This is a genomic window from Nocardia sp. FBN12 (assembly GCF_054031145.1).
In genome coordinates this window covers 4,691,330-4,717,782 of sequence record NZ_CM132926.1, presented here as the reverse complement: position 1 = coordinate 4,717,782, position 26,453 = coordinate 4,691,330, and the positions used below count along the sequence as shown (strand labels likewise).

Sequence of the window (26,453 nt, the reverse complement as noted above, 5' to 3'; positions counted from 1 at the left end):
CTCTCGCCTGCACCGTGAAGATCAACAAGGGCGTTCGCCCGGAGACACCGACGTACTGCGCCTGCGTGGCTCCGGGCCAGGCCTGGAGAGAGTCTACTTTCGAACAGTCACTTAACCGATTCCGCGCTTCAGCCTGCGACGCTCTCGTTCCGAGAGACCGCCCCAGATGCCGAAGCGTTCATCATGTGCCAGTGCGTATTCCAGGCACTGGTCACGTACTTCACAGCCCAAGCAGATTCGCTTGGCCTCACGCGTGGAGCCGCCCTTCTCGGGGAAGAACGCCTCGGGGTCGGTCTGAGCGCAGAGGGCACGTTCCTGCCACTGCTCTTCGATCGACTCGAACATTTCGTCGAAGCCCGGCACGACCAGACTCAGCCGGGGAGCCGCGACTTCGCTTACCACGTCCGGTTCCTGCCAGCTCATGTCAGCGCAGACAGCGTGAGCTGCGCCTGCTGTGGAATCGGTCGGCGAGACCAGATCTTCGGTCATCGTTCCGCCTCCTCACTATGTGTTAGCGCAGAATGATTCTTTCCGTCGGACCAGATACAACCCCGACGGCCCAACACCGCGACGTAGTCTCGCGGGCTTCCCCGAGCCTGCCTTCCGGCGAGTTGGAACCCGCTCGCAACCCCACCCGTGCGCCAAGTCCTCGCGCGGTGGCCTTTTCAGGCGAGTTGGAACCCTCTCGCAAACGCCCCCGCGCTATGCCCTCTCGCGGTGACCGGAATGACATGTCTGTGATTAGACACGCCGCACTTGCCGGTGGTCAACCCGCCGTCACCCTTCCGTTACACTCCGCACCCGCCTTTCGTGTTGATCTTGTTATGTGCTGTGGCAAATGATCAGCAACTTCGCTGGAATTCGGCGCGAAATCAGTCGGCAACCCTCGGTCACTAGGCTGTGACCTTGTGACTGCACAACACTCGGTGCGCGAGCCCAAGATCGCCGTACTCGTCGGCGGCGTCGGCGGTGCCCGGTTCCTCCAAGGCGTCCGGCAGCTGCTGCCCGAGGCCGACATCTCCGCTGTCGTCAACGTCGGCGACGACGTCTGGATGCACGGCCTTCGCATCTGTCCCGACCTCGACACCTGCATGTACACCCTCGGCGGTGGCATCGATACCGAGCGCGGCTGGGGCCACGCCGACGAAACCTGGCACGCGAAAGAGGAGCTGGCGAAATACAACGCCCAGCCCGATTGGTTCGGCCTCGGCGATCGCGATATCGCCACCCACCTCATTCGCACCGAAATGCTGCGCGCCGGATATCCGCTGTCCGCGGTCACCGAAGCGCTGTGCAATCGGTGGCAACCGGGGGTGCGGCTGATCCCGGCTACCGACGATCGCTGCGAAACCCACGTGGTGGTCAGCGATCCCGACAATGCTGGCGAACGTCGCGCGATCCATTTTCAGGAGTGGTGGGTGCGGTACCGCGCGGCCCTCCCGACGCACGGATTTGCCTCGATCGGTGCCGAGCAAGCCTCCCCGGCGCCGAATGTGACCGAAATCATAGGCGCCGCTGACGCCGTGTTATTGGCCCCGTCGAACCCCGTGGTGAGCATCGGCGCGATCCTCGCCGTGCCCGGAATCAGGGGCGCGCTGCGCACCACCGAGGCCAAGGTCATCGGGCTCTCGCCGGTGATCGACGGAAAGCCGTTGCGCGGCATGGCCGATGAGTGCCTATCGGCGATCGGGGTCGAGTCGACGGCCGAGGCCATCGGGCGTCACTACGGTGCGCGCTCGGCCACCGGCATCCTCGACGGCTGGCTGGTGCACTCCACCGACTCCGCGGAGGTTCCCGGCGTCGAGGTGCGCAGTGTGCCGCTGCTGATGAGCGACCCCGAGGCGACCGCTGAAATGGCGCGCGCCGCACTGGAATTGGCGGGAGTGAAGGCATGAGCGAGATTCGCCAGGAAGCGTCGCAGCCACTGGCTGGTGACAGTCGTGGCGCGTTGCCCGACCATGCCGCCGACGAACTCCGGATTCTGCCGGTGCCGGGGCTGCCGGAGTTCCGGCCGGGCGATGATCTCGCCGAACATCTTGCGGCGCAAGCGCCCTGGCTCGCCGATGGCGACGTCGTGGTGGTCACCAGCAAGATCGTGTCGAAGGTGGAGGGTCGCATCGTGGCCGCGCCGATCGACCCCGACGAACGCGACACCGTGCGTCGCCAGCTCGTCGAGGACGAAGCCGTTCGGGTGCTCGCGCGCAAGGGCCGCACCCTCATCACCGAGAACCGGCTCGGCATCGTGCAGGCGGCCTCCGGGGTCGACGGCTCGAACGTGGCCGAGGGCGAATTGGTGCTGCTGCCGGTCGATCCCGACGGCAGCGCGAAGGCTTTGCGTACCGCGCTCGCCCAGCGGTTGGGCGTCGACGTGGCCGTGGTCATCACCGACACCATGGGCCGGGCCTGGCGCAACGGCCAGATCGACGCCGCCATCGGTTCGGCCGGGCTGCGTGTGCTGCACGACTACGACGGCGCCGTCGACGGGCAGGGCAACGAACTACACGTCACCCAGGTGGCCATCGCCGACGAACTCGCCGCGGCCGCCGACCTGGTCAAGGGCAAGCTCGGCGGCGTCCCGGTGGCGGTGGTGCGCGGGCTGCGGACCGACGACGACGGTTCGACCGCGGCCGCGCTGCTGCGCGGTGGCGTCGACGACCTGTTCTGGCTCGGCACCGCCGAAGCGCTCGAGCAGGGGCGCAAAGAGGCTGTGCCGCTGCGCCGTTCGGTGCGTGCCTTCGCCGGCGACGCCGTGGACCCGGCACGGATCCGCGCCGCCGTCGCGGTCGGCCTCACCGCGCCTGCCCCGCACCACACCCGCCCGGTGCGTTTCGTCTGGCTGCGCAAGGCGACGCTGCGGGCACAGCTGCTCGAGGCCATGGCCGAGAAGTGGAGCGCCGACCTCACCGCCGACGGGCTCGATGCCGAACGCGTGCGACGTCGAATCGCGCGCGGTCGTATCCTTTTCGACGCGCCGGAGGTGATCATCCCGTTCTGCGTGCCCGACGGCGCCCACGACTATCCCGACGCTCGCCGTCAGGCCGCCGAGCAGACGATGTTCACGGTGGCCGTCGGCGCGGCGGTGCAGGGTCTGCTGGTCGCGCTGGCCGCCGACGGACTCGGCAGCTGCTGGATCGGCTCGACCATCTTCGCGCCCGAGATCGTGCGCGAGGTCCTCGGGCTCGACGAGGACTGGATGCCGTTGGGCGCCATCGCGATCGGTCATCCACTCGAAGAGCCTGTCCCGCGCACCGTCGGACCGGCCGGCGCTGGGCTGGTAGAGCTGTGAGCGCGAAGGCGCTCGCCGCCGCGTCGGAGCTGCGTGCGGCGACCGCGGAGTCGGCACATGCCGCACAGCCGACGCCCGGCGTGGTGACGCGCGCCGCGGTGACGGAGCTGGTCCGATGAGCGCGGAATCGCTGCATGCCTCGGCGACCGAATTGCTCACCGAGTGGGAGCCGGACACGAACCCGGATCGCTCACTGCGCGAAGCGATTCTGGCCTTCCTCGGCTCGGCGCCTCGCGGCTGCCTGCGTGAACACGCCCCCGGCCACATCACCGCGTCGGCCATCGTGCTGTCGCACGATCGCCGCGACATCCTGCTCACCCTGCACCCGCGCGTCGGCCGCTGGATCCAGCTCGGCGGTCACTGCGAACCCGATGACAAGACCGTGCCGGACGCGGCGCTGCGCGAGGCCGTGGAGGAATCGGGCATCCCCGACCTGGTTCTCACGCCCGGTCTCTACGGCGCGCAGGCGCACCCGATCACCTGCTCGCTCGGCGTCCCGACGCGGCATCTCGACCTGCTCTTCGAGATCGTGGCACCGCCGAACGCGGTCCCGGTGCGCAGCGCCGAATCGACCGATCTGCGGTGGTGGCCGGTCGACGGGCTACCACCGGGCGCGGACGTGCTGCTTCCGGTCAGAGGCCGAATGTAAAGGCCCCTGAATAGGTCACTGACCTGTAACGACGGCGACCGTGTCCAGTTCGGGCACGGTCGCCGTCGGCGTTATCGGACCGACACTGCTTTACAAATCGGCAAATTTGTCTAGACAGCGGACGCATCCGGACATATCGTCTGTGACAGAGAGTTACGCACATCACAGGTGTGAGATGTGCCTCGGAACTGGAGACGATGATGTCGACTGATGCCAACGCGTCCGAGCAGCGGGTCGCGCCGCCGCAATGGCGAGATTCCAAGCGATATTTGTGGCTGTGGGGCCTGTTCGCCCCGACCGGCCTGTTCACGATCGCGATCCCCCTGATCTGGGGCCTCAACCAACTCGGCTGGCACCGCATCGCCGAGATCCCGTTCTGGCTCGGCCCCGTGCTGGTCTACCTCGTGATCCCGCTCGCGGACCTGTTCTTCGGTCCGGACGGCAACAATCCGCCCGACGAGGTGATGGAGTACCTGGAGAACGACAAGTACTACCGCTACCTCACCTACCTGTACCTGCCGTTCCAGTACGCCTCGCTGATCTTCGCCTGCTACATCATCACCGCGCCGAATCTGCACTGGCTCGGCTTCCCCGGTGGCGCCAATGTGGTCGACAAGATCGGCATCGCGATCAGCGTTGGCATGATCGGCGGCATCGGCATCAACACCGCGCACGAACTCGGCCACAAGAAGGTCGAACTGGAACGCTGGCTCGCGCGCATCGCGCTGGCGCAGTCGTTCTACGGGCACTTCTACATCGAGCACAACCGCGGTCACCACGTCCGGGTCGCCACCCCGGAGGATCCCGCGAGTTCGCGGATCGGCGAATCGTTCTGGGCCTTCTGGCCGCGCACGGTCTGGGGCAGCCTGCGCTCGGCCTGGCATCTGGAGAAGGAACGACTGGGCCGGCTGGAGAAGAGTCCGTGGACGCTGCGCAACGACGTGCTCAACGCCTGGGCGATGTCGGTGGTGTTGTGGCTCGGCTTGATCGCCGTGTTCGGCATCGAGGTGCTGCCGTACCTGATCCTGCAGGCAGTCGTCGGCTTCAGTCTGCTCGAGTCGGTGAACTATCTCGAGCACTACGGCCTGGTCCGGCAGAAGACCGCGAGCGGACGTTACGAACGCCCCGCACCCGCGCACAGCTGGAACAGCGACCACATCGTCACCAACATCTTCCTCTATCACCTGCAGCGCCACAGTGACCATCACGCGTACCCGACCCGGCGCTACCAGACGCTGCGCAGCTGGGACGGCGCGCCGAACCTGCCCAGCGGCTACGCCAGCATGATCCTGCTCGGTTACTTCCCGCCGATCTGGCGCAAGGTGATGGACAAGCGCGTGCTCGCGCACTACGGCGGGGACGTCACCCTCGCCAATATCGAACCCAAGCGCCGGGAGCAGGTGCTGGAAAAGTACGGAACCGAGGTCGGGTCGTGAGCGCCTACAGATGTCCGGTATGCGATTTCGTCTTCGACGAAGCCAAAGGTGCCCCACGCGAAGGATTTCCGCCTGGCACACTGTGGACGGCCGTCCCCGACGACTGGTGCTGTCCGGACTGCGGGGTGCGGGAGAAGATCGACTTCGAGGCGGTAGGAGAATCGCTGTGACCGACTACAAGCTGTATCAGTGCGCACAGTGCGGTTTCGAATACGACGAGGCCCAGGGCTGGCCCGATGACGGCATCGCCCCCGGTACCCGCTGGGACGATATCGCCGACGACTGGACCTGCCCGGACTGCGGTGCCCGCAAGTCCGACTTCTTCATGGTCGAGATCGAACGTTCGTGAGCGTCGCGGGCACCCCGCGCACCGGTTCGCGCGTCCCGTACCAGGAGGCCGCGCGCGAACTGCTGCGCAACTCGGTCCTGGACGGGATGCGCGAACTGCTCACCGAGCGTGACTGGTCCAAGGTCACCCTCGGTGACGTCGCGGCCAGCGCGGGAGTGAGCAGGCAGACCCTCTACAACGAATTCGGTTCGCGCGCGGGGCTTTCGCAGGCCTACGCGTTGCGCCTGGCCGACGATCTCGTCGACCACGTGCGCGAGGCGCTCGACGCCAATGCCGGTGACGCGCGGGCCGCGATCCAGGTCGGAATGACCGGCTTCTTTCTCTCCGCCGCGGGCGACCCTTTGGTCCGCTCGCTGCTGAGCGGGGAGATGAAGCCGGATCTGCTGCGGTTGATCACTCTCGACGCGGCCCCGCTGCTCGAGCACGCCACCGCGCGGTTGACCGAGGTCTTCATGCACAGCTGGGTGAACGCGACGCGGGCCGAGGCCGATGTGCTCGCGCACGCGCTCGTGCGCATCGCGCTGAGCTATATCCCGAACCCGCCGGTCCCCGAGCGCGACGCCCCCGCCGAGATGAGCGCCCTGCTCACTCCGTACGTGGAGGCGATTGTGCAGGTACGGGGCATGCGCGTCCCATCAGGTGAGCTGGATCACTGAGAGAAGTCACGAGCCCTGATTCGCTCCTGTGTAACCGTCACCACGTTTGAGGATCTGCCGCTGTGTAACGCGCCTATGGTCTGTCAGTATTCACATCGGTCGACGATCGGTCTTTTTGTAGCGGAGCGGGTGTGCAAACGGTTGGCAAACCGGGGGGTTTTCGTGATCCCAAACGGTATCTCTGGGCTTTAGGGCTGATCGCCCCGGCGTGCGCGCTGTTGCCCTCCCAGCTGGTGTTCCATACCAAGGCTGAAGTGTTCTGGTGGATCGGGCCTGTCATCGTCCTGATCGCCATCCCGGTGCTGGACTGGATCGTCGGCGAAGACGGCAACAATCCCCGCGACGAGGACTACGCGGCGCTCTCCGCCGACCGGTACTACCGGTGGTGCACCTACCTGTTCCTGCCGATCCAGATGATCAGCCTCGGCGTGGCCTGCTTCATGTGGACGAGCCCCGAGCTGGCGCTCGTCGACAAGCTCGGTTTGGCCGCCACGGTCGGCTTCGTCAGCGGCATCGGCATCAACGCCGCCCACGAATTGGGCCATCGGGTGGAGAGTGCTGAAAAATTGCTGTCGAAGATCGCGCTCGCCCAATCGGGGTACGGGCACTTCTTCGTCGAGCACAATCGCGGACACCACGCCCGGGTGGCAACGCCCGAGGATCCGGCCAGTGCCCGGATGGGTGAATCGCTCTGGGAATTCTTGCCGCGCAGCGTGCTCGGCGGGTTCCGGTCGGCCATGCAACTCGAGCGCGCGCGCCTGTACCGGCAGGGGCGCAGCTGGTGGAGTATCGAGAACAACATCCTGCAGGCCTGGGCGATGACGGCGGTGCTGTTCGGTTCGCTGACCCTGGTCTTCGGCCCGGCGATTCTGCCGTGGCTGGTCATCCAGGCCGTGATCGGCTTCGGCCTGCTCGAGACCGTCAACTACGTCGAGCACTACGGACTGCTGCGCGCGCGCAAGCCCAACGGCCGCTACGAACGGTGCTCCCCGCGTGACAGCTGGAACTCCGATCGCCTGGTCACCAACATCTTCCTGTTCCATCTGCAGCGCCACAGCGACCACCACGCCAACCCGGGCCGGCGCTATCAGACCCTGCGCAGCACCGAGGAAGCGCCGCAGCTGCCCGCCGGGTACGCCACCATGATCCTGCTGGCCGCCGTCCCACCGCTGTGGCGTGCGGTGATGGACCCCAGGGTCGCGGCCCATTACGGCGGCGACCTGAGCCTGGCCAATGTCGCGCCAGACAAGCCGCGACGGTTGCTGGCCCGATACCGCGCCGCGGCCTGAGGCTCGACCTTGACGACAGCGGGGAACTCGCGCGGCCCCAACCGGTAACCTAGCCACCGTGACGACCTCAGAACTCCCCGCGCGCACCGAGCTCACCCCCGACGTCCGCAACGGCATCGACTTCAAGGTGGCAGACCTCTCGCTGGCCGAATTCGGCCGTAAGGAGATCCGCCTCGCCGAGCACGAGATGCCGGGCCTGATGGCACTGCGTCGTGAATACCACGACGTTCAGCCGCTGAAGGGCGCGCGAATCTCCGGATCGCTGCACATGACGGTCCAGACCGCCGTCCTGATCGAAACCCTCGTAGCGCTGGGCGCCGACGTGCGCTGGGCCTCCTGCAACATCTTCTCCACCCAGGACCACGCCGCCGCCGCCATCGTGGTCGGCCCGAACGGCACCGTCGACGAGCCCAAAGGCATCCCGGTCTTCGCCTGGAAGGGCGAGACGCTCGAAGAGTACTGGTGGGCCGCCGAGCAGATGCTGACCTGGCCCGGCGCCCCGGCCAACATGATCCTCGACGACGGCGGCGACGCGACCATGCTCGTGCTGCGCGGTGCGCAGTTCGAGAAGGCCGGTGTGGTTCCGCCCGCCGACGCCGACCACTCCGCCGAGTACACGGTGTTCCTCGACCTGCTGCGCGAGAGCATCGAGGCCGACAAGACCAAGTGGAGCACCATCGCCGAGTCGGTCAAGGGTGTCACCGAGGAGACCACCACCGGCGTGCTGCGCCTGTACCAGTTCGCCGCCGCGGGTGAGCTGGTGTTCCCGGCGATCAACGTCAACGACTCGGTCACCAAGTCCAAGTTCGACAACAAGTACGGCACCCGCCACTCGCTGATCGACGGCATCAACCGTGGCACCGATGTGCTCATCGGTGGCAAGAAGGTGCTGATCTGCGGTTACGGTGACGTCGGTAAGGGTTGCGCGGAGTCGCTCGCGGGCCAGGGCGCGCGCGTGCAGGTCACCGAGATCGACCCGATCAACGCGCTGCAGGCGCTGATGGACGGCTACGACGTGGTCACCGTCGAGCAGGCGATCGGCGATGCCGACATCGTCATCACCTCGACCGGCAACAAGGACATCATCACCCTCGAGCACATGAAGGCGATGAAGGATCACTCGATCCTGGGCAATATCGGCCACTTCGACAACGAGATCGATATCGCGGCGCTGGAGCGTTCGGGCGCGACCCGGATCAACATCAAGCCGCAGGTCGACGAGTGGACCTTCGATTCGGGCAAGGCGATCATCCTGCTGTCGGAGGGTCGTCTGCTCAACCTCGGCAACGCGACCGGCCACCCGTCGTTCGTGATGTCGAACAGTTTCTCCAACCAGGTGATCGCGCAGGTCGAGCTGTGGACCAAGCCGCAGGAGTACGACAACGAGGTCTACCGCCTGCCCAAGCACCTCGACGAGAAGGTCGCCAAGATCCACGTCGAGGCCCTCGGTGGCACGCTGACCAAGCTCACCAAGGATCAGGCCGAGTACATCAACGTGGACGTGGAAGGCCCGTACAAGCCCGACCACTACCGCTACTGATTCAGACATGAGAGTGGCCCGTCGACCATCCGGTCGGCGGGCCACTGTCGTCTCGGCCTCAGCCGGGGTATTAGCCCAGGCAGAAGGTGTTCTGCGGTGACACGCCCGACATCGTCGCCAGCGAACACAGCACGCCGGGTGCGCCGAGCGCACCGGCGGTGCCGCTGGTGATCGCGTTGCTGCCCGTCGTGGTGGTCGACCGGCGACGGGAAATCGGGAGGTCGCGCCCGCTAGCCGAGGATCGGGCCGGTGCAGAAGATGTTGTGTTCACTGCTGATACCGAGCAGCGCGCACATCACCGAATTGAAGGCCGTGGAGGACCCCGCGTCGGGGGGAAGGACAGGATCGGCGGCCTGCGCGGTCGCGGTACCGCAGGCGAGGGCGGCGGTGATGGCGAACGTGGCCGCCGTGGTGCGGAGAATCAACCTCATGGCGAGAATCCTCGTCGACCGCGATGGCGCCGACCAGACCATGTTTCCGGGGTGGGACGGCCGGGGTCGGGTCGGTGCCGTGATCTGCGGGTAATCTGCTGCGCATGGGCGTGCTGATTGCGGTCGAGGGACTCGACGGGGCAGGAAAACGGACGCTGATCGATGGGTTGATCGCCGAATTGTCCGGCAAAGGGCTGCGGGCGGACAGTATGGCCTTTCCGCAGTACGGGCATTCGATCCACGCCGATCTCGCCGCGGAGGCGTTGCGCGGGGGCAACGGTGATCTCGCGGGGTCGATCAACGCGATGGCGATCATGTTCGCGCTCGACCGGGCCGCGGCGCGCGCGGAGCTGTCGGACCTGTTGGGCGGCAACGACATCGTGATTCTGGACCGGTGGGTGGCCTCCAACGCCGCCTACTCGGCCGCGCGGGCGCAGCAGAACGCCGATGGCGAAATCGTTTCGTGGGTGGGCGATCTGGAGTTCGGCAGGCTCGAACTGCCGGCGCCGGATCTGACGGTACTGCTCGACGTGTCCACCGAGGTGGCGGCCGAACGTGCCCGTCGCCGTGGCGAACTCGATGACACGCGCGCCCTCGATGCCTACGAACGGGACGGCGGTCTGCAGCAGCGCACCGGCGAGGTCTATCGTGAACTCGCCGACCGCGACTGGTTCGGCCGGTGGTGGACATACCGATCCGATGACGATAGGCCTGCGTTACTCACCCTCTGCTCGGAAATCTTTGCCGGATAAGGTTGGATACGCGACGGGTTCACACCATTAATGGCGTGGCAGCCCGATCCTGGCCATGGAGATGACAACATAGGACTATGAAGCCCAAGATTCTGGTCGTCGACGACGATATGGCACTCGCTGAGATGCTGACCATCGTCTTGCGCGGGGAAGGGTTCGACCCGCATGTGGTGGGCGACGGCACACAGGCCCTGTCAGCGGTGCGGGAGATCCGCCCCGACCTGGTTCTGCTGGACCTGATGCTGCCCGGCATGAACGGCATCGACGTATGCCGCGTGCTGCGGGCCGATTCCGGCGTTCCGATCGTCATGCTCACCGCCAAGACCGATACGGTCGATGTAGTTCTCGGCCTGGAGTCCGGTGCCGACGACTACATCGTCAAACCCTTCAAGCCCAAGGAACTCGTCGCCCGCGTGCGAGCGCGCCTGCGCCGCACCGAGGACGAGCCCGCCGAGCTGCTTTCGATCGCCGACATCGTCATCGACGTGCCCGCGCACAAGGTGACCCGCGGCCCCGCGCAGATCTCGCTCACCCCACTGGAGTTCGACCTGCTGGTCGCGCTCGCGCGCAAGCCGCGTCAGGTGTTCACCCGCGAGGTACTGCTCGAACAGGTCTGGGGTTACCGGCACGCCGCCGACACCCGTCTGGTGAACGTGCACGTGCAGCGACTGCGCGCCAAGGTCGAGAAGGATCCCGAGAACCCGGAGATCGTGCTGACCGTGCGCGGGGTCGGATACAAGGCCGGACCGCCGTGATCGGTCACTGCGGGGCGCCGCTGTGACCACTGGTCCAGTGGCGCAGCTGCGGCGGTGGGCGACCCCGATCATGGCCTGGTTTCAGGCCGTCGGGACCGCACTCGGCCATCTGTGGCGCCGTTCGCTGCAGCTGCGAGTCATCGTTTCGACGTTGACCCTGTCGCTCATCGTGATCACGATCCTCGGGGTCGTGCTGACCGGTCAGATCACCGACCGGCTCCTCGAAGCCAAGATCAACGCGGCTGTCGAGGAGATGGATCGTGCCCGCAGCACGATCGAGAACAAGATGTCGGGCGTGCAGTCCGGCATCAGCCAGGACCAGCAGCTCGCCGACGCGCGGGCGGCCCTGTCGAGCCGCGGCGGCACCGGTCAGTCCACCGGCGCCGCGGGCAGTTTCGACTCGGCGCTGGCGATGGTCGGCGGCACTCCGCCGCACGAGATCCAGGCCGGACCGCTCGGCGAGGTGCCGCAGGAGTTGCGCCGTTTCGTCCAGCGCAACCAGGTCTCCTACCAGTTCACCACCGTCGCCGACCCGGACGGTTACCGCGGGCGCGCACTGGTGATCGGCAGCCCGAGCGCCGAGGTCGCGACCCTGGAGATCTATCTGATCTTCCCGCTGGCCAGCGAGGAATCGAGCCTGTCGCTGATGCGCGGCACGATGCTCATCGGTGGTGTGGTGCTGCTGGTGTTGCTCGCCGCGATCACCGCATTGGTCACCAGGCAGGTGGTGCTGCCGATTCGGTCGGCGGCGCGGATCGCGGGCCGATTCGCCGACGGCAGGCTCAAAGAACGCATGCTGGTGCGCGGCGAGGACGACATGGCCCGGCTGGCGCAGGCGTTCAACGAGATGGCCGAGAGCCTGTCGAACCAGATCACCCAGCTCGAGGAATTCGGCAATCTGCAGCGCCGCTTCACCTCCGATGTCAGCCACGAACTGCGCACCCCGCTCACCACGGTGCGCATGGCCGCCGACCTCATCCACGGCTCGAGCGACGAACTCGATCCCGCGCTCGCGCGCAGCTCAGAGCTGCTCGTCAACGAGCTCGACCGGTTCGAGGGCCTGCTCAACGACCTGCTCGAGATCTCCCGTCACGACGCGGGCGTGGCCGAACTGCAGATCGAATCGCTGGACGTGCGGATGTGCGCGCGGGCCGCGATCTCCACGGTCCGCCACCTGGCCCGCGACGCCGAGATCGAGGTGGTGATCGACCTGCCGGAGGAGCCGGTGGTCGCCGAGGTCGACCCGCGCCGCGTCGAGCGCGTGCTGCGCAATCTGCTCGCCAACGCGATCGACCACTCCGAGGGCAAACCGGTGCTGATCCGCATGCGCGGCGACGCCGAGGCCAATGCCGTCGCGACGGTGGTGCGCGATCAGGGCGTCGGGTTGCGGCCCGGCGAGGAAAAGCTGGTGTTCAACCGGTTCTGGCGCTCGGACCCGTCGCGGGTACGTCGCTCGGGCGGTACTGGGCTCGGCCTGTCGATCAGCGTCGAGGACGCGAATCTGCACGAGGGCAGGCTCGAAGCATGGGGCGATCCGGGCGTCGGCGCGAGCTTCCGTCTGCTGCTGCCGATGGTGCGCGGGCGCAAGCTCGGGCAGAGCCCGCTCGCCCTGGAACCGATGCTGCGCAAGGTCCCCGCGCTGCCGGAAGTCGAACCGGCCGAGCCGACGGTCGACGACGCGTCCACCGATGTGCCTGCCACGGATGCGCCTGCCGCCGAATCGACCGGCGGTGAGTCGATGGGGGCCGTAGTGCCGGAGGCCCGGTCGACCGAAGCTGAGCAGACGGGAGCCGATGCGGCAGTGATCGAGCCGACGGGCGCCGAGCCCGACGGACATGAGATGGTCGAACCACTCGACCCCGAACCCGCGGTGGGGGAGTCCACCATCGAACCGCCTGCCGCGGGCGCCCAGACCAATGGACGTGGCACGGTCCCCGCTGACAAGTCGAGACCCGTCGAGACCGGAGAAGGAGAGTCATGACCAGCGCGCGTGGTGATCGTCGGGATCGGCACGGCGCCGCATTGCTCGCAGCGGTACTGGTAGCCCTGATGGTGCTCACCGGGTGCGCCAGTCTCCCTGAGTCCTCCGCGCCCCAGGCGCTCGGCACGATCAACCGCGCTCCCACCTCGGAGGGCCCGACCCCGCCGATCTCCGGCCGCGACCCCGACCTGCTGCTCGGCGATTTCCTCACAGCCAGCGCCGATCCCACCAACCGGCACGCCGCGGCCCGCCAGTACATGGCGCCGGAGACCGCGGGCAGCTGGAACGACGAGGCGAGCACCACGATCGTCGACGACCGCCCCGACACCCTGCGCGAGTCGCGGTCGGGCGACAAGGCCAGCTACGTGCTGCGGGCTCGCAAGGTCGGCGAGCTCGCTCGCGACGGCGGCTACCGCGCCACCGACGGCACCCTCGAGAACAAGATCGAGATGAGCAAGATCGACGGCGAGTGGCGGATCACCGAGCTGCCGTCGGGCGTGGTGATGGACAACGACGCCTTCGTGAAGTCCTATCACCGCTATGTCCTGCACTACATCGACCCGGGTAGTTCGCTGCTCGTCCCTGATCCGCGCTGGGTCTCGGTGCCGCGCGCCCAGCTCACCGAGCGACTGATCGGCATGCTCGCGGAGGGACCACAGTCCACGATCGCCCCGGTGGTCCGCAATCAGCTGGCCGACCCGGTCTCGCTGCGCGGTCCGATCACCAAGGCCAACAACGAACCGGGCGATGTCGGCGTCGGCATCGGCGGGGTGCGGATCGACTTCGCCGGCATCGGTGGGCTCGGCCAGCGCGAGCGTGAACTGCTCGCTGCGCAGGTGGTGCTCACCCTGTCCGGCGCCGAGATCCTCGGCCCGTACGTGCTGCTCGCCGACGGCAAACCGCTCGACGACCGGTACGCGGCCAACGGCTGGTCGGTGGCCGATGTCGACCAGTACAGTGCCTCGGCGCCCGGCCAGAACCGGATCGGCCTGCACGCCCTGCGCAACGGCACCCTGGTGCAGGTCACCCCTGACGGCATCGTCACGCCGAGCGGTTCCTTCGGCGAGGCGACCAACCTGCAATCGGTCGGCATCTCGGCCGACGGCCAGTTCGTCGCCGCGGTCGCCGACTCCGGCAAACCGGCACCCGAACCGGCGCGCACCCTGCTCATCGGCAACTACGGCGCCAAGGCGTTCGCGGTCGCCGAGGGCGCCAGCATCGCCCGCCCGTCCTGGACCAGCGACGGCGGCGCCGCCTGGACGGTGATCGACGGCGAACGGGTGATCCGGGCGGTCACCGATCGCGCCACCGGCAATGTCTCCACCGAAGACGTCGACATCTCGGCCCTGGTCGGTGGCGCGGGCGCACCACGGCCGCCGATCAGCGAGGTGATGATCTCGCGCACCGGCGTGCGGGCGGCGCTGATCGCCGATGGCGAGGTCTACGTTGCGGTGGTCGAGCGTCGTCCCGACGGCAAGTACGCGCTCACCTCCCCGGTGCCGCTGGCGCTCGGCCTGAGTTCGCGCGCGGTCTCGCTGAGCTGGGTCACCGGCGACACCGTCATGGTCGCCCGCGAAGGCAACGTCGACCCGGTCTTCACCGTCTCCATCGACGGCTCCCAATTCAGCGCGGTGACCTCGCAGAACCTCACCCCGCCGGTCCGGGTGGTGACAGCGGCCCCGGCCACGCAGTACGTGGCCGATTCCCGGGCCGTCCTGCAGCTACAGACCGCCGATCCGACCCGCAACGACCGTTTCTGGCGCGAGGTACCCGGACTGACCGGAGAACAGGTTGTACCGGTCCTACCGAGCTGACACATCGGCGGTGGCACGCCGAGGACAACACCGTCGAGCGACGGGCCGAGAACGCTGGTCGAGCGACTGAATGTGTCGGTGGCCACTGCCATACTCGCTCGCTATGAAGGCGCTGCTGGATCTGATCCTGCCCGACCGGTGTGGGGGCTGCGGTGCGGTCGGCGAGCAATGGTGTGCCGGGTGCGCCGCCGAGCTCGGCCGCGGGCTGGTCCGGGTTCGGCCGCGTGCGGACCCCGGTGTTCCGTGCTGGGCGCTCGGGCCCTACCGAGGCGTTGGCCGGCGGGCGGTGCTGGCAGCCAAGGAACACAGCAGGCGCGATCTCGCCGACCCACTCGGCCTGGCACTGGCCCACGCACTGGTCCGTCTGCGCGCCCCCGACCGCCCGCTGGTGCTCGTACCCGCACCGACCAGAACCGCGGCAGCGCGACGGCGTGGCGGTGATCCGGTGGCCCGCTCGGCCGCGGTGGCGGCGCGATGGCTGATCGATTGCCGAACCGCACCGCTGCTGCGGATGGGTCGCGGTGTGCGCGATTCGGTGGGCTTGACGCCGCATGAACGCACCCACAATCTGCGCGGCAAGATCACGACCGTCGCGGGTCAGGGCGACCGGGGTGTTATCACTGGAAAAGACCAGGTAGTGCTGGTCGACGACGTACTCACTACCGGTGCCACCGCGTGCGAATCGGTACGTGTTCTTGGCCGAATCGGCATAGTTCCGCGAGCGGTTTTGGTGACCTGCGCGGCTTGACTGAGGAAAGTTCGCGTGAACAGTGGCGGACTTGCTCATGGCGGACTAGCGTCGCGAGCACACACCGAACCACAAGTTTGGGAGGTGGTGCCGCGGATACAGGTGCCGGGCGATTCCCGATCGGCACAGCTCAATCCCGCCGCCCTACGTTCGTAGTTGTGCGGCCATATCCGGGAGGTACGCGTGACGACTTCTTCACGGGCATCAGTGCAAGATGCTGAACCCACGGCACATTTCAACGGTGCCACCGAGACGATCGAATCCGAGACACCACACGCCGAAGTGGTGGTATCCGGTCGTAACGTCGAAATACCAGACCACTATCGAATCTACGTGACGGAGAAGCTGTCTCGGTTGGAGCGCTTCGACCCGTCGATCTTCCTCTTCGATGTGGAACTGTTCCACGAACGCAACCGTCGTCAACGCAAGGCCTGTCAGCGCGTGGAGATCACCGCGCGCGGCCGTGGACCGATCGTGCGCGCCGAGGCGTGCGCCGACAGCTTCTACGCCGCGCTCGAATCGGCCACCCAGAAGATCGAGAGCAGACTGCGCCGGTCCAAGGACAAGCGGCGCGTCGTGCACTACGGCGACAAGACGCCGGTCTCGGTCGCGCAGGCCACTGCCACATTGGTCGACGAGTCGCTGTTCACCCAGCCGAACGGTTCCGCAGCCCACGATCACGACGAGCCGGTCGACGAATCGGGCCCAGGACACATCGTGCGCACCAAGGTGCACACCGCGACACCGATGTCGGTTGACGACGCCCTCTACCAGATGGAATTGGTCGGCCACGACTTCTTCCTCTTCCATGACAAAGAGACAGACCGCCCGTCGGTGGTCTATCGCAGACACGCCTTCGACTACGGCCTGATCAAGCTGGCCTAGAACGCTGACCGATCCGGGCATCCGCTGTGCGGGTGTCCGGATCCTTGTTCAGCCGCCGAAGGTCTCGCGATGCACGGCGTCGGTCAACGAGCGTCCCGCACGCCACCCGAACCGTTCCAGATCCGGTACCTGCTGGAATCGGCTCACCGGCCCGACACACAGCCAGGCCACCGGCTTGATCCCGACAGGCAGGCCGACGAGTTCGCGCAGGAATTCCGGGTCGTAGAACGACACCCAGCCCACCCCCACCTGCTCGGCGGTCGCCGCGAGCCACAGGTTCTGGATCGCCAGCACCGTCGAATACACGCCGGTCTCCGGCACGCTCGCCCGGCCGAGCACCTGCGGCCCCCCACGCGAATCATCGTGGGTGACAACAACACCCGTGCCGCTCTCGATGATTCCGTCGATCTTGATCGGCGCGAAGGTCGCCGCCCGCTCGGCGGGCAGCGACGCACCGAACTCGACTCGCTTGTCCGCCACATGTTCGGCGAAACGGCGCAGCGTCTCGGCCTGACGCACCACCACGAAGTCCCACGGCTGTGAGTTCCCGACGCTGGGCGCGCGATGCGCCGCGTCGAGAATCCGCAGGAGGGTGTCGTCGTCGATCGGCTCGCCGGTGAATTCGGCGCGCACGTCACGACGCAGACGGATCGCGTCGTAGACGCTCAGCTGATCGGCACTCACACCGACCATCCAACCGCAGCCGGGTCAGGCAGGAGACCGGCGGGCCAGCTTGCGCCCGGCGGCCAGCGCGGTACGCAGGCCCTGACGACGTCCGGTCGCCGGGTCGATCGAGGGGGTGGTGTTGCCGGCGAACAGGCGCTCGGACTTGGTCTCCGGCGCGTCGTCGGTGGTGTGGCGCAGGTACTTGTTCGGCAGCGAGAGCTTGAGGATGGTGCGCCACGACTTGAAGTACTGCACCGGCAGCGAACCGGTGGTGTAGGGCAGGTCGTACTTCTCGGCCAGCTCGCGCACCCGCACCGCGATGGCGGCGTAGCGGTTGCTCGGCAGGTCGGGGAACAGGTGGTGCTCGATCTGGTGGCTGAGGTTGCCGCTCATGAAGTGCAGCAGCGGCCCGCCGCTGATGTTGGCGCTGCCCAGCATCTGGCGCAGGTACCACTCGCCCTTGGTCTCGCCCTCGATGTCGGCCTTGGTGAACTTCTCGGCGCCGTCGGGGAAGTGCCCGCAGAAGATGATCGCGTTGGTCCACACATTGCGCACCACGTTGGCGGCGATGTTGGCGGTGAGCGTGGTGAGAAACGCCGGGCCGGTGAGCAGCGGGAAGACCACATAGTCCTTGGCGGCCTGCTTGCCGATCTTCTTCAGCACCAGTGTGCGGTCGGCCTCGAACTGCTTCCACTCGGGCGAGTCCTTGGCCCACTTCTTCTTGGCGACCTTGCCCAGCTCGAGATGCTGGATCGCGACGCCGTACTCGAACAGCGCCTGCAGCAGCAGGTTGTAGACGGGATTGCCCAGGTAGAACGGCATCCAGCGCTGGTCACGGGTGACGCGGAGCAGGCCGTAACCGATGTCGTCGTCCATGCCGAGCACATTGGTGTACTTGTGGTGCAGGAAGTTGTGGGTGATCTTCCAGTGCGCCGACGGTCCGGCGTTGTCCCATTCCCACGAGGTGGAGTGGACTTCCGGATCGTTCATCCAGTCCCACTGCCCGTGCATGACGTTGTGGCCGATCTCCATGTTCTCGATGATCTTGGCCGAGCCGAGCAGGGCGACACCGGCCAGCCAGGCCGGGGGCAGGAAGCTGGCGAACAGTACCGTGCGGCCGCTGATCTCGAGCGCTCGCTGTAACCGGATGACGTTGCGGATATAGCGCGCGTCGGCCGCGCCGCGCGAGGATTCGATCTCCCGGCGGATCGCATCGAACTCCGCACCGAGAGCTTCGACATCCGCAGCGGTGAGGTGTGCGTATTCCTTGACATCCGAGATCGCCATGGCGGCTACAGTACCGTAAGTTACGAGAGCGTAGGTTGGCGATTTTCGCGACGAAATGTGTGATAAGTCCTATTGCGAAACCGAGACGTAAATGTTATCAGGCGTGTCGGGCCATGCGACGGGCGGCTTTGTCGCGCAGCACGCCACGCTCGCGCACCGCGCGTTCGCCCAGCGCCCGCTTTGCCTCGCGCAGCGCCAGCTTCTCCTGCCGTGCCCGCGCCTTGAGCGCTGTTTTCGCCTCGCGCAGCACTTCTTTCTCGTGCCGTGCCTTGATCTCGAGCGCGACCTTCGCATCGTGCAGCGCCGAGCGCAGCCCGAACCGCTTACCGGTCTCCGGATCGACCCGCAGGCTCTCGGGCAGCGAGATACCGGCGAACTTGCGCTCCGATGACGTCTCGGGCGCATCGTCGGCGGTGCGCTTGAGGAAACGATCCGGCAGTGCCAGCTTGTGGATGGTGCGGAAGGCCAGCAGGTACTGCTTGCCCAGCGACCCGGTGGTGTAAGGCAGGTCGTACTTGTCGCACAGCTCGCGCACCCGCACCGCCACCTCCGAGTACCGATTGCTCGGCAGGTCGGGGAACAGGTGGTGCTCGATCTGGTAGCACAGATTGCCGCTCATGAACGCCATCACGGGACCGGCCTTGAAGTTGGCACTGCCCAGCATCTGACGCAGGTACCACTCGCCCTGGGTCTCCCCGTCGAGCTGTTCGGCGGTGAACTTCTGCGCGCCGTCGGGGAAGTGGCCGCAGAAGATCACCGCGTAGGACCACAGGTTGCGCACCAGGTTGGCGGTGGCGTTGGCCTTGAGTGTCGACTTCCAGGCGGGGCCGGTGAGCGCCGGATACAGCACGAAGTCCTTGACGACCTGACGCCCCGCCTTGCGGTAGAAATCGAGATCGGGCGGCGAGGTGAGGGTGCCTGCCTTGACGCCGGCCAGTTCCTTCTCGATGCCGAGATCGTGCAGCGCGATACCCCACTCGAAGGTCGCGGCGAGCAGCAGGTTGGCGGCGGGCTGGGCCAGATGCAGTGGGCGCCACTGCTCGTCGCGCGTCATCCGCAGAATGCCGAACCCGAGATCCTCGTCTTTGCCGAGGACGTTGGTGTAGGTGTGGTGCGAGTAGTTGTGCGCGCGCCGCCACTGCGACGACGTGCCGGTCATGTCCCACTCCCAGGTGGTGGAGTGGATCTCGGGATCGTTCATCCAATCCCATTGGCCGTGGCTCACATTGTGGCCCAGCTCCATGTTCTCGATGATCTTGGCGACCGAGAGCATGGCGGTACCGCCGAGCCACGCCCACCGGTTGCGGCTGCCGAACAGCACCGCGCGCCCCGCCACCTCGAGTGCGCGCTGGGCCGCGATCGTGCGACGGATGTACTTCGCGTCGCGCTCGCCGCGCGAGGTCTCCACCTCACGGCGGATCGAATCGAGTTCTTTCCCCAGGGTCTCGATGTCGGCCGCCGTCAGATGGGCGAAGGCCTGGATATCGGTGATAGCCACCGGGGGTCCTCCTGTGAGTGGTCCTGAGTCGTGCCCGGCCGGAATTGATCGAAATCAGTGGCCTCAACGATTGCCGTTGGTCACGGTGTGTGACCGACGCATAACTCCGAGGGTACCCGGTGGTTGCTCCGGCGGGCCGACCTAGATGTCGAGGGTGCAGTCGCCGGCGGCGGCGGAGATGCAGGTTTGCACCTTGTCGCCCGGTTGGCGCTCGTCGCCGTTGCGCAGGTCGCGGGCGTGTCCGGCCGACAGCGTGACCACGCAGGTCTGGCAGATGCCCATCCGGCAGCCGAAGGGCAGCTGCACGCCGACGGATTCACCGGCTTCGAGCAGACTGGTCGCGCCGTCGACAGTGAGGCTGCGCCCGGTGGTGCCGAACGTCACGGTGCCGCCCTCGCCGATCGCGGAGCGTTCCACCTCGAAGCGTTCGATGTGCAGCTTGTCGGCCACACCCGCGTTCTTCCAGTGGTTCTCGATCGCGTCGAGCATCGGGGCGGGGCCGCAGGCCCAGGTCTCGCGCTCGCGCCAGTCGGGGTAGAGCTCGTCGAGGCTGGCCAGGGAGAACAGGCCCTGCGCGTCGGTGAGCTGCAGGTGCGAGACGAAGCTGGGGTGCTTGTCATGCAGGGCGCGCAGCTCGGCGCCGAACATCACGTCGGCGTCGGTGGGCGCGGAATGGACGTGCACCACATCGTGGACGCCGTCGCGGCGGTCCATCGTGCGCAGCATCGACATGACCGGGGTGATGCCGCTGCCCGCGGTGAGGAACAGCACCTTCGCCGGCGGCGGCTCCGGCAGCACGAACCCGCCCTGCGGCGCGGCCAGCCGCACGATCGTGCCCGCGGCCACCCCGTTGACAAGGTGGCTTGACAGCTTGCCTTCCGGCATCGCCTTCACCGCGATGGAGATGAGTCGTTTGCCGCCCTCGCCGGTCCAGTCGGGCGGACAGGTGAGCGAGTACGAACGCCAGTTCCAGCGGCCGTCGATCAGGATGCCGATACCGATGTACTGCCCTGGCCGGTATTTGAAATCGAAGCCCCAGCCCGGCTTGATCACCAGGGTCGCCGAGTCGGCGGTCTCCTTGTGCACCTCGACGATGCGCCCGCGCAGCTCGCGCGCCGACCACAGGGGGTTGGCCAGGTGTAGGTAGTCGTCGGGCAGCAGGGGAGTGGTCACCCGGGCGACCGCGCCGCGCAACACGTTCAGCTTGCCGCCGCGGTCGGCGACCTGCGCCGCCGGTGCTTCGAGCCATTCCCGGAACTTATTGAGGACCATGCGCTGCGATTTCTCCCTGTCGTGCATTCGGGCCACCGTGGGGTGACTCGCTCGCAGCCAGGTTACGGCATCGTAGGTTCAGCGCCAGTTGTGAACAGTGGGCAACCCCGTCGGCCCTGCGCCGACAGTTACAACAGCTCGAGCAGGAACGGCACTTCTTGTGGCGCGTACCAGGCAAGCTGATGGTCCTCCGCGTCACCGAGCACGAATTCGGCATCGGTGTCACCGAGGTCGGCGGCGTCGATGACGTCCACCGCCTTCGCGACCTGCGGCTCGGCGTCGGCCAAGTCCACATGCACCGCCGCGACCTGCTTGAAGGTGAGCGGCCCCGACAGTTTCACCACAGCGTCGTCGAGATCGGGCCGCAGTGTCGCTCCCGGCACATCCGCCGCGATCACCGCGCGCCGGTACACCGGGCTGACCGGGTCGGCCGCCGCGCCTTCGCTGTCGCCGAGATCGTCGAGGCCGTCGCGTTCGGCGCCGATCAGGCGCATGGAGGCCCGTGCGGCTTCCTGCATCGCCACTTCCGCGAGCTCGTCGTCGTCGCCCGCCGCGTACGCCTCGCGCAGGGCGGGTGTCACGGCGAACGCGGTCCCGCCGAGCGGGAACAGCTGCTGCTCGTCGACGAGTTGGCGCAGGATCGGAATCGTCGCCGGGATGTAGACGCGCATCGTGTCGTTCTCAGAGACAGGCACCGAGCAACTCCTCCATCGATTCGTGCACCGATGCCGCGAGGACATCGATATCGGCCATGGCGTCGCGGTCGGCGTTGAGTCCGTAGAAGACCTGACCGTCGTACGAGGTGAGCCCGAAACTCAACGTCTGATTGCGCAGCAGCGGCGATACCGGATACATCTCGAGCATGCGCGCCCCGCCGATGTACATCGCGGTCTGTGGTCCCGGCGCGTTGGTGATCACCAGATTGAAACTGTTGTCGGCGAAGGTACTCGCCGCCCGCACACTCATCGCGTGCAGGCTCGCGGGCGCGAACCCGGCCAGGTGCACGAGTGTGCGCGCCCTGACACCGCGACGTTGCCTGCCCGCGGCGTCGGTGGCGTGCGAGATGTGCGACAGCCGCATCGTCGGATTCGGTTCGCCCACCGGCAGATCGATGAGGAACGAGGACACCTCGCTGGCCGGGGTCAGCTGGTTGTCGCCGTCGACGTAGACCGACATCGGTACCACCGCACGCAGATTGGTGGACTCGACCAGCGCCTCGTTGCGCGAGAGCAACCAGTTGCGCAGCGCTCCGGTGACCACCGCGAGCACCGTGTCGTTGATCGAGCAGTCGAAATGCCCGCGGATCGTGCGGTAGTCCTCCAGATCCGTGCGCACCACGTCGAAGCGGCGGCTGCGCGAGGTGCGGGCGTTGAGCGGGCTGTCCGGCGCCGCGCTCGAGGTCGCCGCGCGCACCACATTGGCCGCGGCCTGCACCGCCATCCGGGTGCCGCGCACCACTCCGAACGCGTTCGATCCCGCGTCGCGCATCACGCTGTAGGCCTCTCGCGGCTGCGCGGCCAGTCGCGACAGCGCCCCCGCCAGCAATTCCACATCGGATGGTTCGCGCGGTGCCCGCCACGCGTCGTCGGCCAGTTCGCGCGGCAGCGGGGAGTTGTCGAGGATCACGTGCCCGATTTCCAGGGCGGTATCACCGTCGACGAGCGCCGAATGTGACTTGGTGAACACCGCGGCGCGACCGTCGGCGAGGCCTTCGATCAAATACATCTCCCACAGTGGCCGCCCCTGATCCAGCGGGCGTGAGGCGAGCCGGGCGACGAGATCGTAGAGCTGGGAGTCGCTGCCCGGACCGGGCAGCGCGGAGCGGCGGATGTGATAGCTGATGTCGAAACGACTGTCCTCGACCCAGACCGGCCGACCCATGGCGAGCGGGATCTCGCGCACCTTGCGGCGGTAGCGCGGCACCATCGGCAGCCGGGATTCGACCAGGTCGACGAGGCCTTCGTAGTCGAGTACCTGGCCCGCGGCGTCGGGGGAGGAGTTGTTCAGAATCGCGAGAGAGCCGATGTGGATCGGGTTGCTGCTCGACTCGAGCCGATAGAACGACGCGTCCTGCGGCGTCAATCTCGTGATCACGCGCTCCGATGCTCCTTCCGGTGCCGCGTGGCGCTGATCGGGCACGCGCTACATCCTACGTCACGGCAGGTGAATCGCAGTGCCGGGCAACGAGGCTCGCCGGGCATCGTGACCTGGGGCAATGACTGCGCCGGTACGTCAGGCACGGGTCCACGCCGCCGGGTACGGTGGTCTGCGGACTACCATCGCCGTTGAACACAACTCCGACCAGAGGACTGACGAGACCCGTGCCTGCGCTGACACTGACGAGGTTGCTACGGATTGGTGAAGGTCGCATGGTCAAGCGGCTCTCGAACCTCGCCGATGAGGTCATCGCGTACGGCGACGAGATCGAGCCGTTGACCGACGACGAGCTGCGCGCCAAGACCGACGAGTTCCGCGAGCGCTACGCCGCCGGGGAAACCCTCGACGACCTGCTGCTCGAGGCTTTCGCCGTGGCGCGTGAGGCGTCGTGGCGGGTGCTGAACCAGAAGCACTACAAGGTCCAGATCATGGGTGGCGCCTCGCTGCACCTGGGCAATATCTCGGAGATGAAGACCGGTGAGGGCAAGACGCTCACCTGTGTGCTCCCCGCGTACCTGAACGCGATCTCCGGCGACGGCGTGCACGTGGTCACGGTAAACGACTACCTGGCCAAGCGCGACGCCGAGTGGATGGGCCGCGTGCACCGCTTCCTCGGCTTCGAGGTCGGCGTGATCCTGGGCGGGATGACCCCGGCCGAGCGCCGCGTGGCCTACAACGCCGACATCACCTACGGCACGAACAACGAGTTCGGCTTCGATTACCTGCGCGACAACATGACTCACTCCCTGGACGATCTCGTCCAGCGCGGTCACAACTTCGCCGTGGTCGACGAGGTCGACTCGATCCTCATCGACGAGGCCCGCACCCCGCTGATCATCTCGGGTCCGGCCGACGCCTCCTCGAAGTGGTACGCCGAGTTCGCGCGCATCGCGCCGCTGCTCAAGAAGGACGTTCACTACGAGACCGACATCAAGAAGCGCACCATCGGCGTGCACGAGGCCGGCGTGGAGTTCGTCGAGGACCAGCTCGGCATCGACAACCTCTACGAGGCCGCGAACTCGCCGCTGGTGAGCTACCTGAACAACGCCATCAAGGCCAAGGAGCTCTACACCCGCGACAAGGACTACATCGTCCGCGACGGCGAGGTGATCATCGTCGACGAGTTCACCGGCCGCATCCTGGTCGGGCGCCGCTACAACGAGGGCATGCACCAGGCTATCGAGGCCAAGGAGAAGGTCGAGATCCAGCCGGAGAACCAGACCCTGGCCACGATCACCCTGCAGAACTACTTCCGCCTCTACAACCGCCTGTCCGGCATGACCGGTACCGCCGAGACCGAGGCCGCCGAGCTGCACTCGATCTACAACCTCGGCGTGGTCCCGATCCCGACGAACAAGCCGATGGTCCGTAAGGACCAGGCCGACCTGATCTACAAGTCGGAAGAGGCCAAGTTCGCCGCCGTCGTCGACGATGTCACCGAGCGGCACGAGAAGGGCCAGCCGGTGCTGATCGGTACCACCAGCGTCGAGCGCTCGGAGTACCTGTCCAAGCAGTTCACCAAGCGTGGTGTGGCGCACTCGGTGCTGAACGCGAAGTTCCACGAGCAGGAAGCCCAGATCATCGCCGAGGCCGGCCGCCCCGGCGCGGTCACGGTGGCCACCAACATGGCCGGTCGTGGTACCGACATCGTGCTCGGCGGCAACGCCGACATCATCGCCGACATCCTGCTGCGCAAGCAGGGCCTCGACCCGGTGAACACCCCCGACGAGTACGAGGCCGCCTGGCACTCCGCGCTCGAGCAGGTGAAGAAGCAGACCGAGGACGATGCCGAGACGGTCCGTGAGGCCGGCGGTCTCTACGTGCTCGGCACCGAGCGCCACGAGTCGCGTCGAATCGACAACCAGCTGCGTGGTCGTTCCGGCCGCCAGGGCGATCCGGGCGAGTCCCGCTTCTACCTCTCGCTGGGCGACGAGCTGATGCGCCGCTTCAACGGCGCCGCCCTCGAGGCGATCATGACGCGGCTGAACCTGCCCGACGATGTGCCGATCGAGGCGAAGATGGTCTCCAAGGCCATCAAGAGCGCCCAGACCCAGGTCGAGCAGCAGAACTTCGAGATCCGTAAGAACGTGCTGAAGTACGACGAGGTCATGAACCAGCAGCGCACCGTCATCTACGGCGAGCGCAACCAGATCCTGCGTGGCGAGGACATGGAGGGTCAGGTTCAGAACATGATCACCGACGTGACCACCGCCTACGTCGACGGCGCCACCGCCGAGGGCTACGTCGAGGACTGGGACCTGGACAAGCTCTGGACCGCCCTCAAGACCCTCTACCCGGTCACCTTGGACCACAAGGAACTCACCGGCGAGACGGCCACCGGCGACGCGGGCGAGCTCACCCGCGACGAACTACGCGAGGTCCTCCTCGAAGACGCCCACAACGCCTACGAGAAGCGCGAACAGGAAATCGACGGCCTCGCGGGCGAAGGCGCCATGCGCAATCTGGAACGCCAGGTCCTGCTCTCGGTCCTCGACCGCAAGTGGCGTGAACACCTCTACGAGATGGACTACCTCAAGGAGGGCATCGGCCTGCGCGCCATGGCCCAGCGCGACCCGCTGGTCGAATACCAGCGCGAAGGCTTCGACATGTTCGCCGCCATGCTGGAAGGCCTGAAGGAGGAGTCCGTCGGCTTCCTCTTCAACCTCCAGGTAGAAGTCCAGCAGCCCCAGCCCGAAGGCGTCTCCATCGACAAGGGCCTGCGCTCCCCGGTCGGCAACCGCCCCCAGGACACCCCCACCGAAACCCAGGCCCCGCCTGCCTTGCGCGCCAAGGGCATCACCGACCAGGCTCCCCGAGCCATGAACTACTCGGGCCCCGCCGAAGACGGCCACGCCGAATCCCATTCCGACGCCCAGGAATACGGCGGCCAACAGCAACCCGGCACCCGCCGCGAACGCCGCGAAGCCGCCCGCACCGATTCGAAGGGCAAGCGCCGCCGCTGAGGCACCGCTGAACCGCCGACGAAGGCCCTCACTCCTGAG

The 26,453-nt window shown here is 66.9% G+C and carries 25 protein-coding genes; 17 read left to right on the top strand and 8 right to left on the bottom strand.

What is annotated here, in order from left to right; translation table 11 throughout:
• Positions 1–111: 111 nt before the first annotated feature.
• The gene (locus ACWZHB_RS22380; protein WP_133733920.1) at positions 112–345 is read right to left on the bottom strand and encodes a WhiB family transcriptional regulator; all 234 of its coding nucleotides are present in this window, start codon (positions 343–345) and stop codon (positions 112–114) included.
• 563 nt (positions 346–908) lie between these two features.
• On the opposite strand from ACWZHB_RS22380, the gene cofD reads away from it, so the two are divergent.
• The 10 genes from cofD to ahcY all read left to right on the top strand — a co-directional run bounded on the left by cofD (position 909) and on the right by ahcY (position 9,205).
• Positions 909–1,895: a 2-phospho-L-lactate transferase gene (cofD, locus tag ACWZHB_RS22375; RefSeq protein ID WP_427903792.1), complete on the top strand. Its 987-nt coding sequence runs from the start codon at positions 909–911 to the stop codon at positions 1,893–1,895.
• Complete coding sequence (locus ACWZHB_RS22370) at positions 1,892–3,286, top strand: coenzyme F420-0:L-glutamate ligase (RefSeq protein ID WP_427903791.1); 1,395 nt, start codon at positions 1,892–1,894, stop codon at positions 3,284–3,286. Before cofD ends, ACWZHB_RS22370 begins: the two co-directional genes overlap by 4 nt.
• Entirely contained in the window at positions 3,283–3,405 is a 123-nt protein-coding gene (locus ACWZHB_RS22365) for a hypothetical protein (RefSeq protein ID WP_427903790.1), read from the top strand. The genes ACWZHB_RS22370 and ACWZHB_RS22365 overlap by 4 nt, the downstream gene beginning before the upstream one ends.
• A complete protein-coding gene (locus ACWZHB_RS22360) occupies positions 3,402–3,935 on the top strand; it encodes an NUDIX hydrolase (protein ID WP_427903789.1) in 534 nt (177 codons plus the stop codon). Before ACWZHB_RS22365 ends, ACWZHB_RS22360 begins: the two co-directional genes overlap by 4 nt.
• 197 nt (positions 3,936–4,132) lie before the next feature.
• Positions 4,133–5,371 (top strand): alkane 1-monooxygenase, encoded by a 1,239-nt coding sequence (locus tag ACWZHB_RS22355; protein ID WP_427903788.1) that lies wholly within the window; start codon positions 4,133–4,135, stop codon positions 5,369–5,371.
• Positions 5,368–5,541: a rubredoxin gene (locus ACWZHB_RS22350; RefSeq protein WP_358107553.1), complete on the top strand. Its 174-nt coding sequence runs from the start codon at positions 5,368–5,370 to the stop codon at positions 5,539–5,541. The genes ACWZHB_RS22355 and ACWZHB_RS22350 overlap by 4 nt, the downstream gene beginning before the upstream one ends.
• On the top strand, positions 5,538–5,720 hold the full coding sequence (locus ACWZHB_RS22345; protein ID WP_266292625.1) for a rubredoxin: 183 nt from the start codon (positions 5,538–5,540) through the stop codon (positions 5,718–5,720). The genes ACWZHB_RS22350 and ACWZHB_RS22345 overlap by 4 nt, the downstream gene beginning before the upstream one ends.
• Positions 5,717–6,376 (top strand): TetR/AcrR family transcriptional regulator, encoded by a 660-nt coding sequence (locus ACWZHB_RS22340; protein WP_427903787.1) that lies wholly within the window; start codon positions 5,717–5,719, stop codon positions 6,374–6,376. Before ACWZHB_RS22345 ends, ACWZHB_RS22340 begins: the two co-directional genes overlap by 4 nt.
• Positions 6,377–6,507: 131 nt before the next feature.
• Positions 6,508–7,665, top strand: coding sequence for an alkane 1-monooxygenase (locus ACWZHB_RS22335; RefSeq protein ID WP_427903786.1), 1,158 nt, complete (start codon positions 6,508–6,510; stop codon positions 7,663–7,665).
• A 58-nt stretch (positions 7,666–7,723) separates the two neighbouring features.
• Positions 7,724–9,205: an adenosylhomocysteinase gene (gene ahcY, locus ACWZHB_RS22330; protein ID WP_427903785.1), complete on the top strand. Its 1,482-nt coding sequence runs from the start codon at positions 7,724–7,726 to the stop codon at positions 9,203–9,205.
• A gap of 230 nt (positions 9,206–9,435) precedes the next feature.
• On the opposite strand, the gene ACWZHB_RS22325 is transcribed toward ahcY, so the two are convergent.
• Positions 9,436–9,636 (bottom strand): hypothetical protein, encoded by a 201-nt coding sequence (locus ACWZHB_RS22325; protein ID WP_427903784.1) that lies wholly within the window; start codon positions 9,634–9,636, stop codon positions 9,436–9,438.
• 104 nt (positions 9,637–9,740) lie between these two features.
• On the opposite strand from ACWZHB_RS22325, the gene ACWZHB_RS22320 reads away from it, so the two are divergent.
• The 6 genes from ACWZHB_RS22320 to hpf all read left to right on the top strand — a co-directional run bounded on the left by ACWZHB_RS22320 (position 9,741) and on the right by hpf (position 16,571).
• Complete coding sequence (locus ACWZHB_RS22320; protein WP_427903783.1) at positions 9,741–10,388, top strand: dTMP kinase; 648 nt, start codon at positions 9,741–9,743, stop codon at positions 10,386–10,388.
• Positions 10,389–10,465: 77 nt separating this feature from the next.
• The gene (gene mtrA / locus ACWZHB_RS22315) at positions 10,466–11,143 is read left to right on the top strand and encodes an MtrAB system response regulator MtrA (protein WP_379240180.1); all 678 of its coding nucleotides are present in this window, start codon (positions 10,466–10,468) and stop codon (positions 11,141–11,143) included.
• A gap of 70 nt (positions 11,144–11,213) precedes the next feature.
• Positions 11,214–13,124 (top strand): MtrAB system histidine kinase MtrB, encoded by a 1,911-nt coding sequence (mtrB, locus tag ACWZHB_RS22310; RefSeq protein ID WP_427909258.1) that lies wholly within the window; start codon positions 11,214–11,216, stop codon positions 13,122–13,124.
• Positions 13,121–14,938 carry an MtrAB system accessory lipoprotein LpqB gene (lpqB, locus tag ACWZHB_RS22305; RefSeq protein ID WP_427903782.1) on the top strand — a complete coding sequence of 606 codons (1,818 nt, stop codon included), beginning with the start codon at positions 13,121–13,123 and terminating at the stop codon, positions 14,936–14,938. The genes mtrB and lpqB overlap by 4 nt, the downstream gene beginning before the upstream one ends.
• 103 nt (positions 14,939–15,041) lie before the next feature.
• Entirely contained in the window at positions 15,042–15,686 is a 645-nt protein-coding gene (locus ACWZHB_RS22300) for a ComF family protein (protein WP_427903781.1), read from the top strand.
• A 183-nt stretch (positions 15,687–15,869) separates the two neighbouring features.
• Positions 15,870–16,571: a ribosome hibernation-promoting factor, HPF/YfiA family gene (gene hpf / locus ACWZHB_RS22295; RefSeq protein WP_427903780.1), complete on the top strand. Its 702-nt coding sequence runs from the start codon at positions 15,870–15,872 to the stop codon at positions 16,569–16,571.
• 48 nt (positions 16,572–16,619) lie between these two features.
• Here hpf and bluB read toward each other — a convergent pair whose 3' ends face one another.
• The 6 genes from bluB to ACWZHB_RS22265 all read right to left on the bottom strand — a co-directional run bounded on the left by bluB (position 16,620) and on the right by ACWZHB_RS22265 (position 23,388).
• Complete coding sequence (gene bluB, locus ACWZHB_RS22290) at positions 16,620–17,264, bottom strand: 5,6-dimethylbenzimidazole synthase (protein WP_427903779.1); 645 nt, start codon at positions 17,262–17,264, stop codon at positions 16,620–16,622.
• Positions 17,265–17,279: 15 nt separating this feature from the next.
• The gene (locus ACWZHB_RS22285; RefSeq protein ID WP_427903778.1) at positions 17,280–18,524 is read right to left on the bottom strand and encodes a fatty acid desaturase family protein; all 1,245 of its coding nucleotides are present in this window, start codon (positions 18,522–18,524) and stop codon (positions 17,280–17,282) included.
• Positions 18,525–18,621: 97 nt separating this feature from the next.
• Positions 18,622–20,022: a fatty acid desaturase family protein gene (locus ACWZHB_RS22280; RefSeq protein WP_427903777.1), complete on the bottom strand. Its 1,401-nt coding sequence runs from the start codon at positions 20,020–20,022 to the stop codon at positions 18,622–18,624.
• A 141-nt stretch (positions 20,023–20,163) separates the two neighbouring features.
• Positions 20,164–21,294, bottom strand: a complete 1,131-nt coding sequence (locus tag ACWZHB_RS22275; protein WP_427903776.1) for a ferredoxin reductase — start codon at positions 21,292–21,294, stop codon at positions 20,164–20,166.
• Positions 21,295–21,422: 128 nt separating this feature from the next.
• Positions 21,423–21,965, bottom strand: coding sequence for a DUF6912 family protein (locus tag ACWZHB_RS22270; RefSeq protein ID WP_427909257.1), 543 nt, complete (start codon positions 21,963–21,965; stop codon positions 21,423–21,425).
• A gap of 10 nt (positions 21,966–21,975) precedes the next feature.
• Entirely contained in the window at positions 21,976–23,388 is a 1,413-nt protein-coding gene (locus ACWZHB_RS22265; RefSeq protein WP_427903775.1) for a WS/DGAT/MGAT family O-acyltransferase, read from the bottom strand.
• Positions 23,389–23,615: 227 nt separating this feature from the next.
• Here ACWZHB_RS22265 and secA point away from each other — a divergent pair, with 227 nt between their 5' ends.
• Positions 23,616–26,414, top strand: a complete 2,799-nt coding sequence (gene secA / locus ACWZHB_RS22260) for a preprotein translocase subunit SecA (RefSeq protein WP_427903774.1) — start codon at positions 23,616–23,618, stop codon at positions 26,412–26,414.
• The last annotated feature ends 39 nt before the right edge of the window (positions 26,415–26,453 follow it).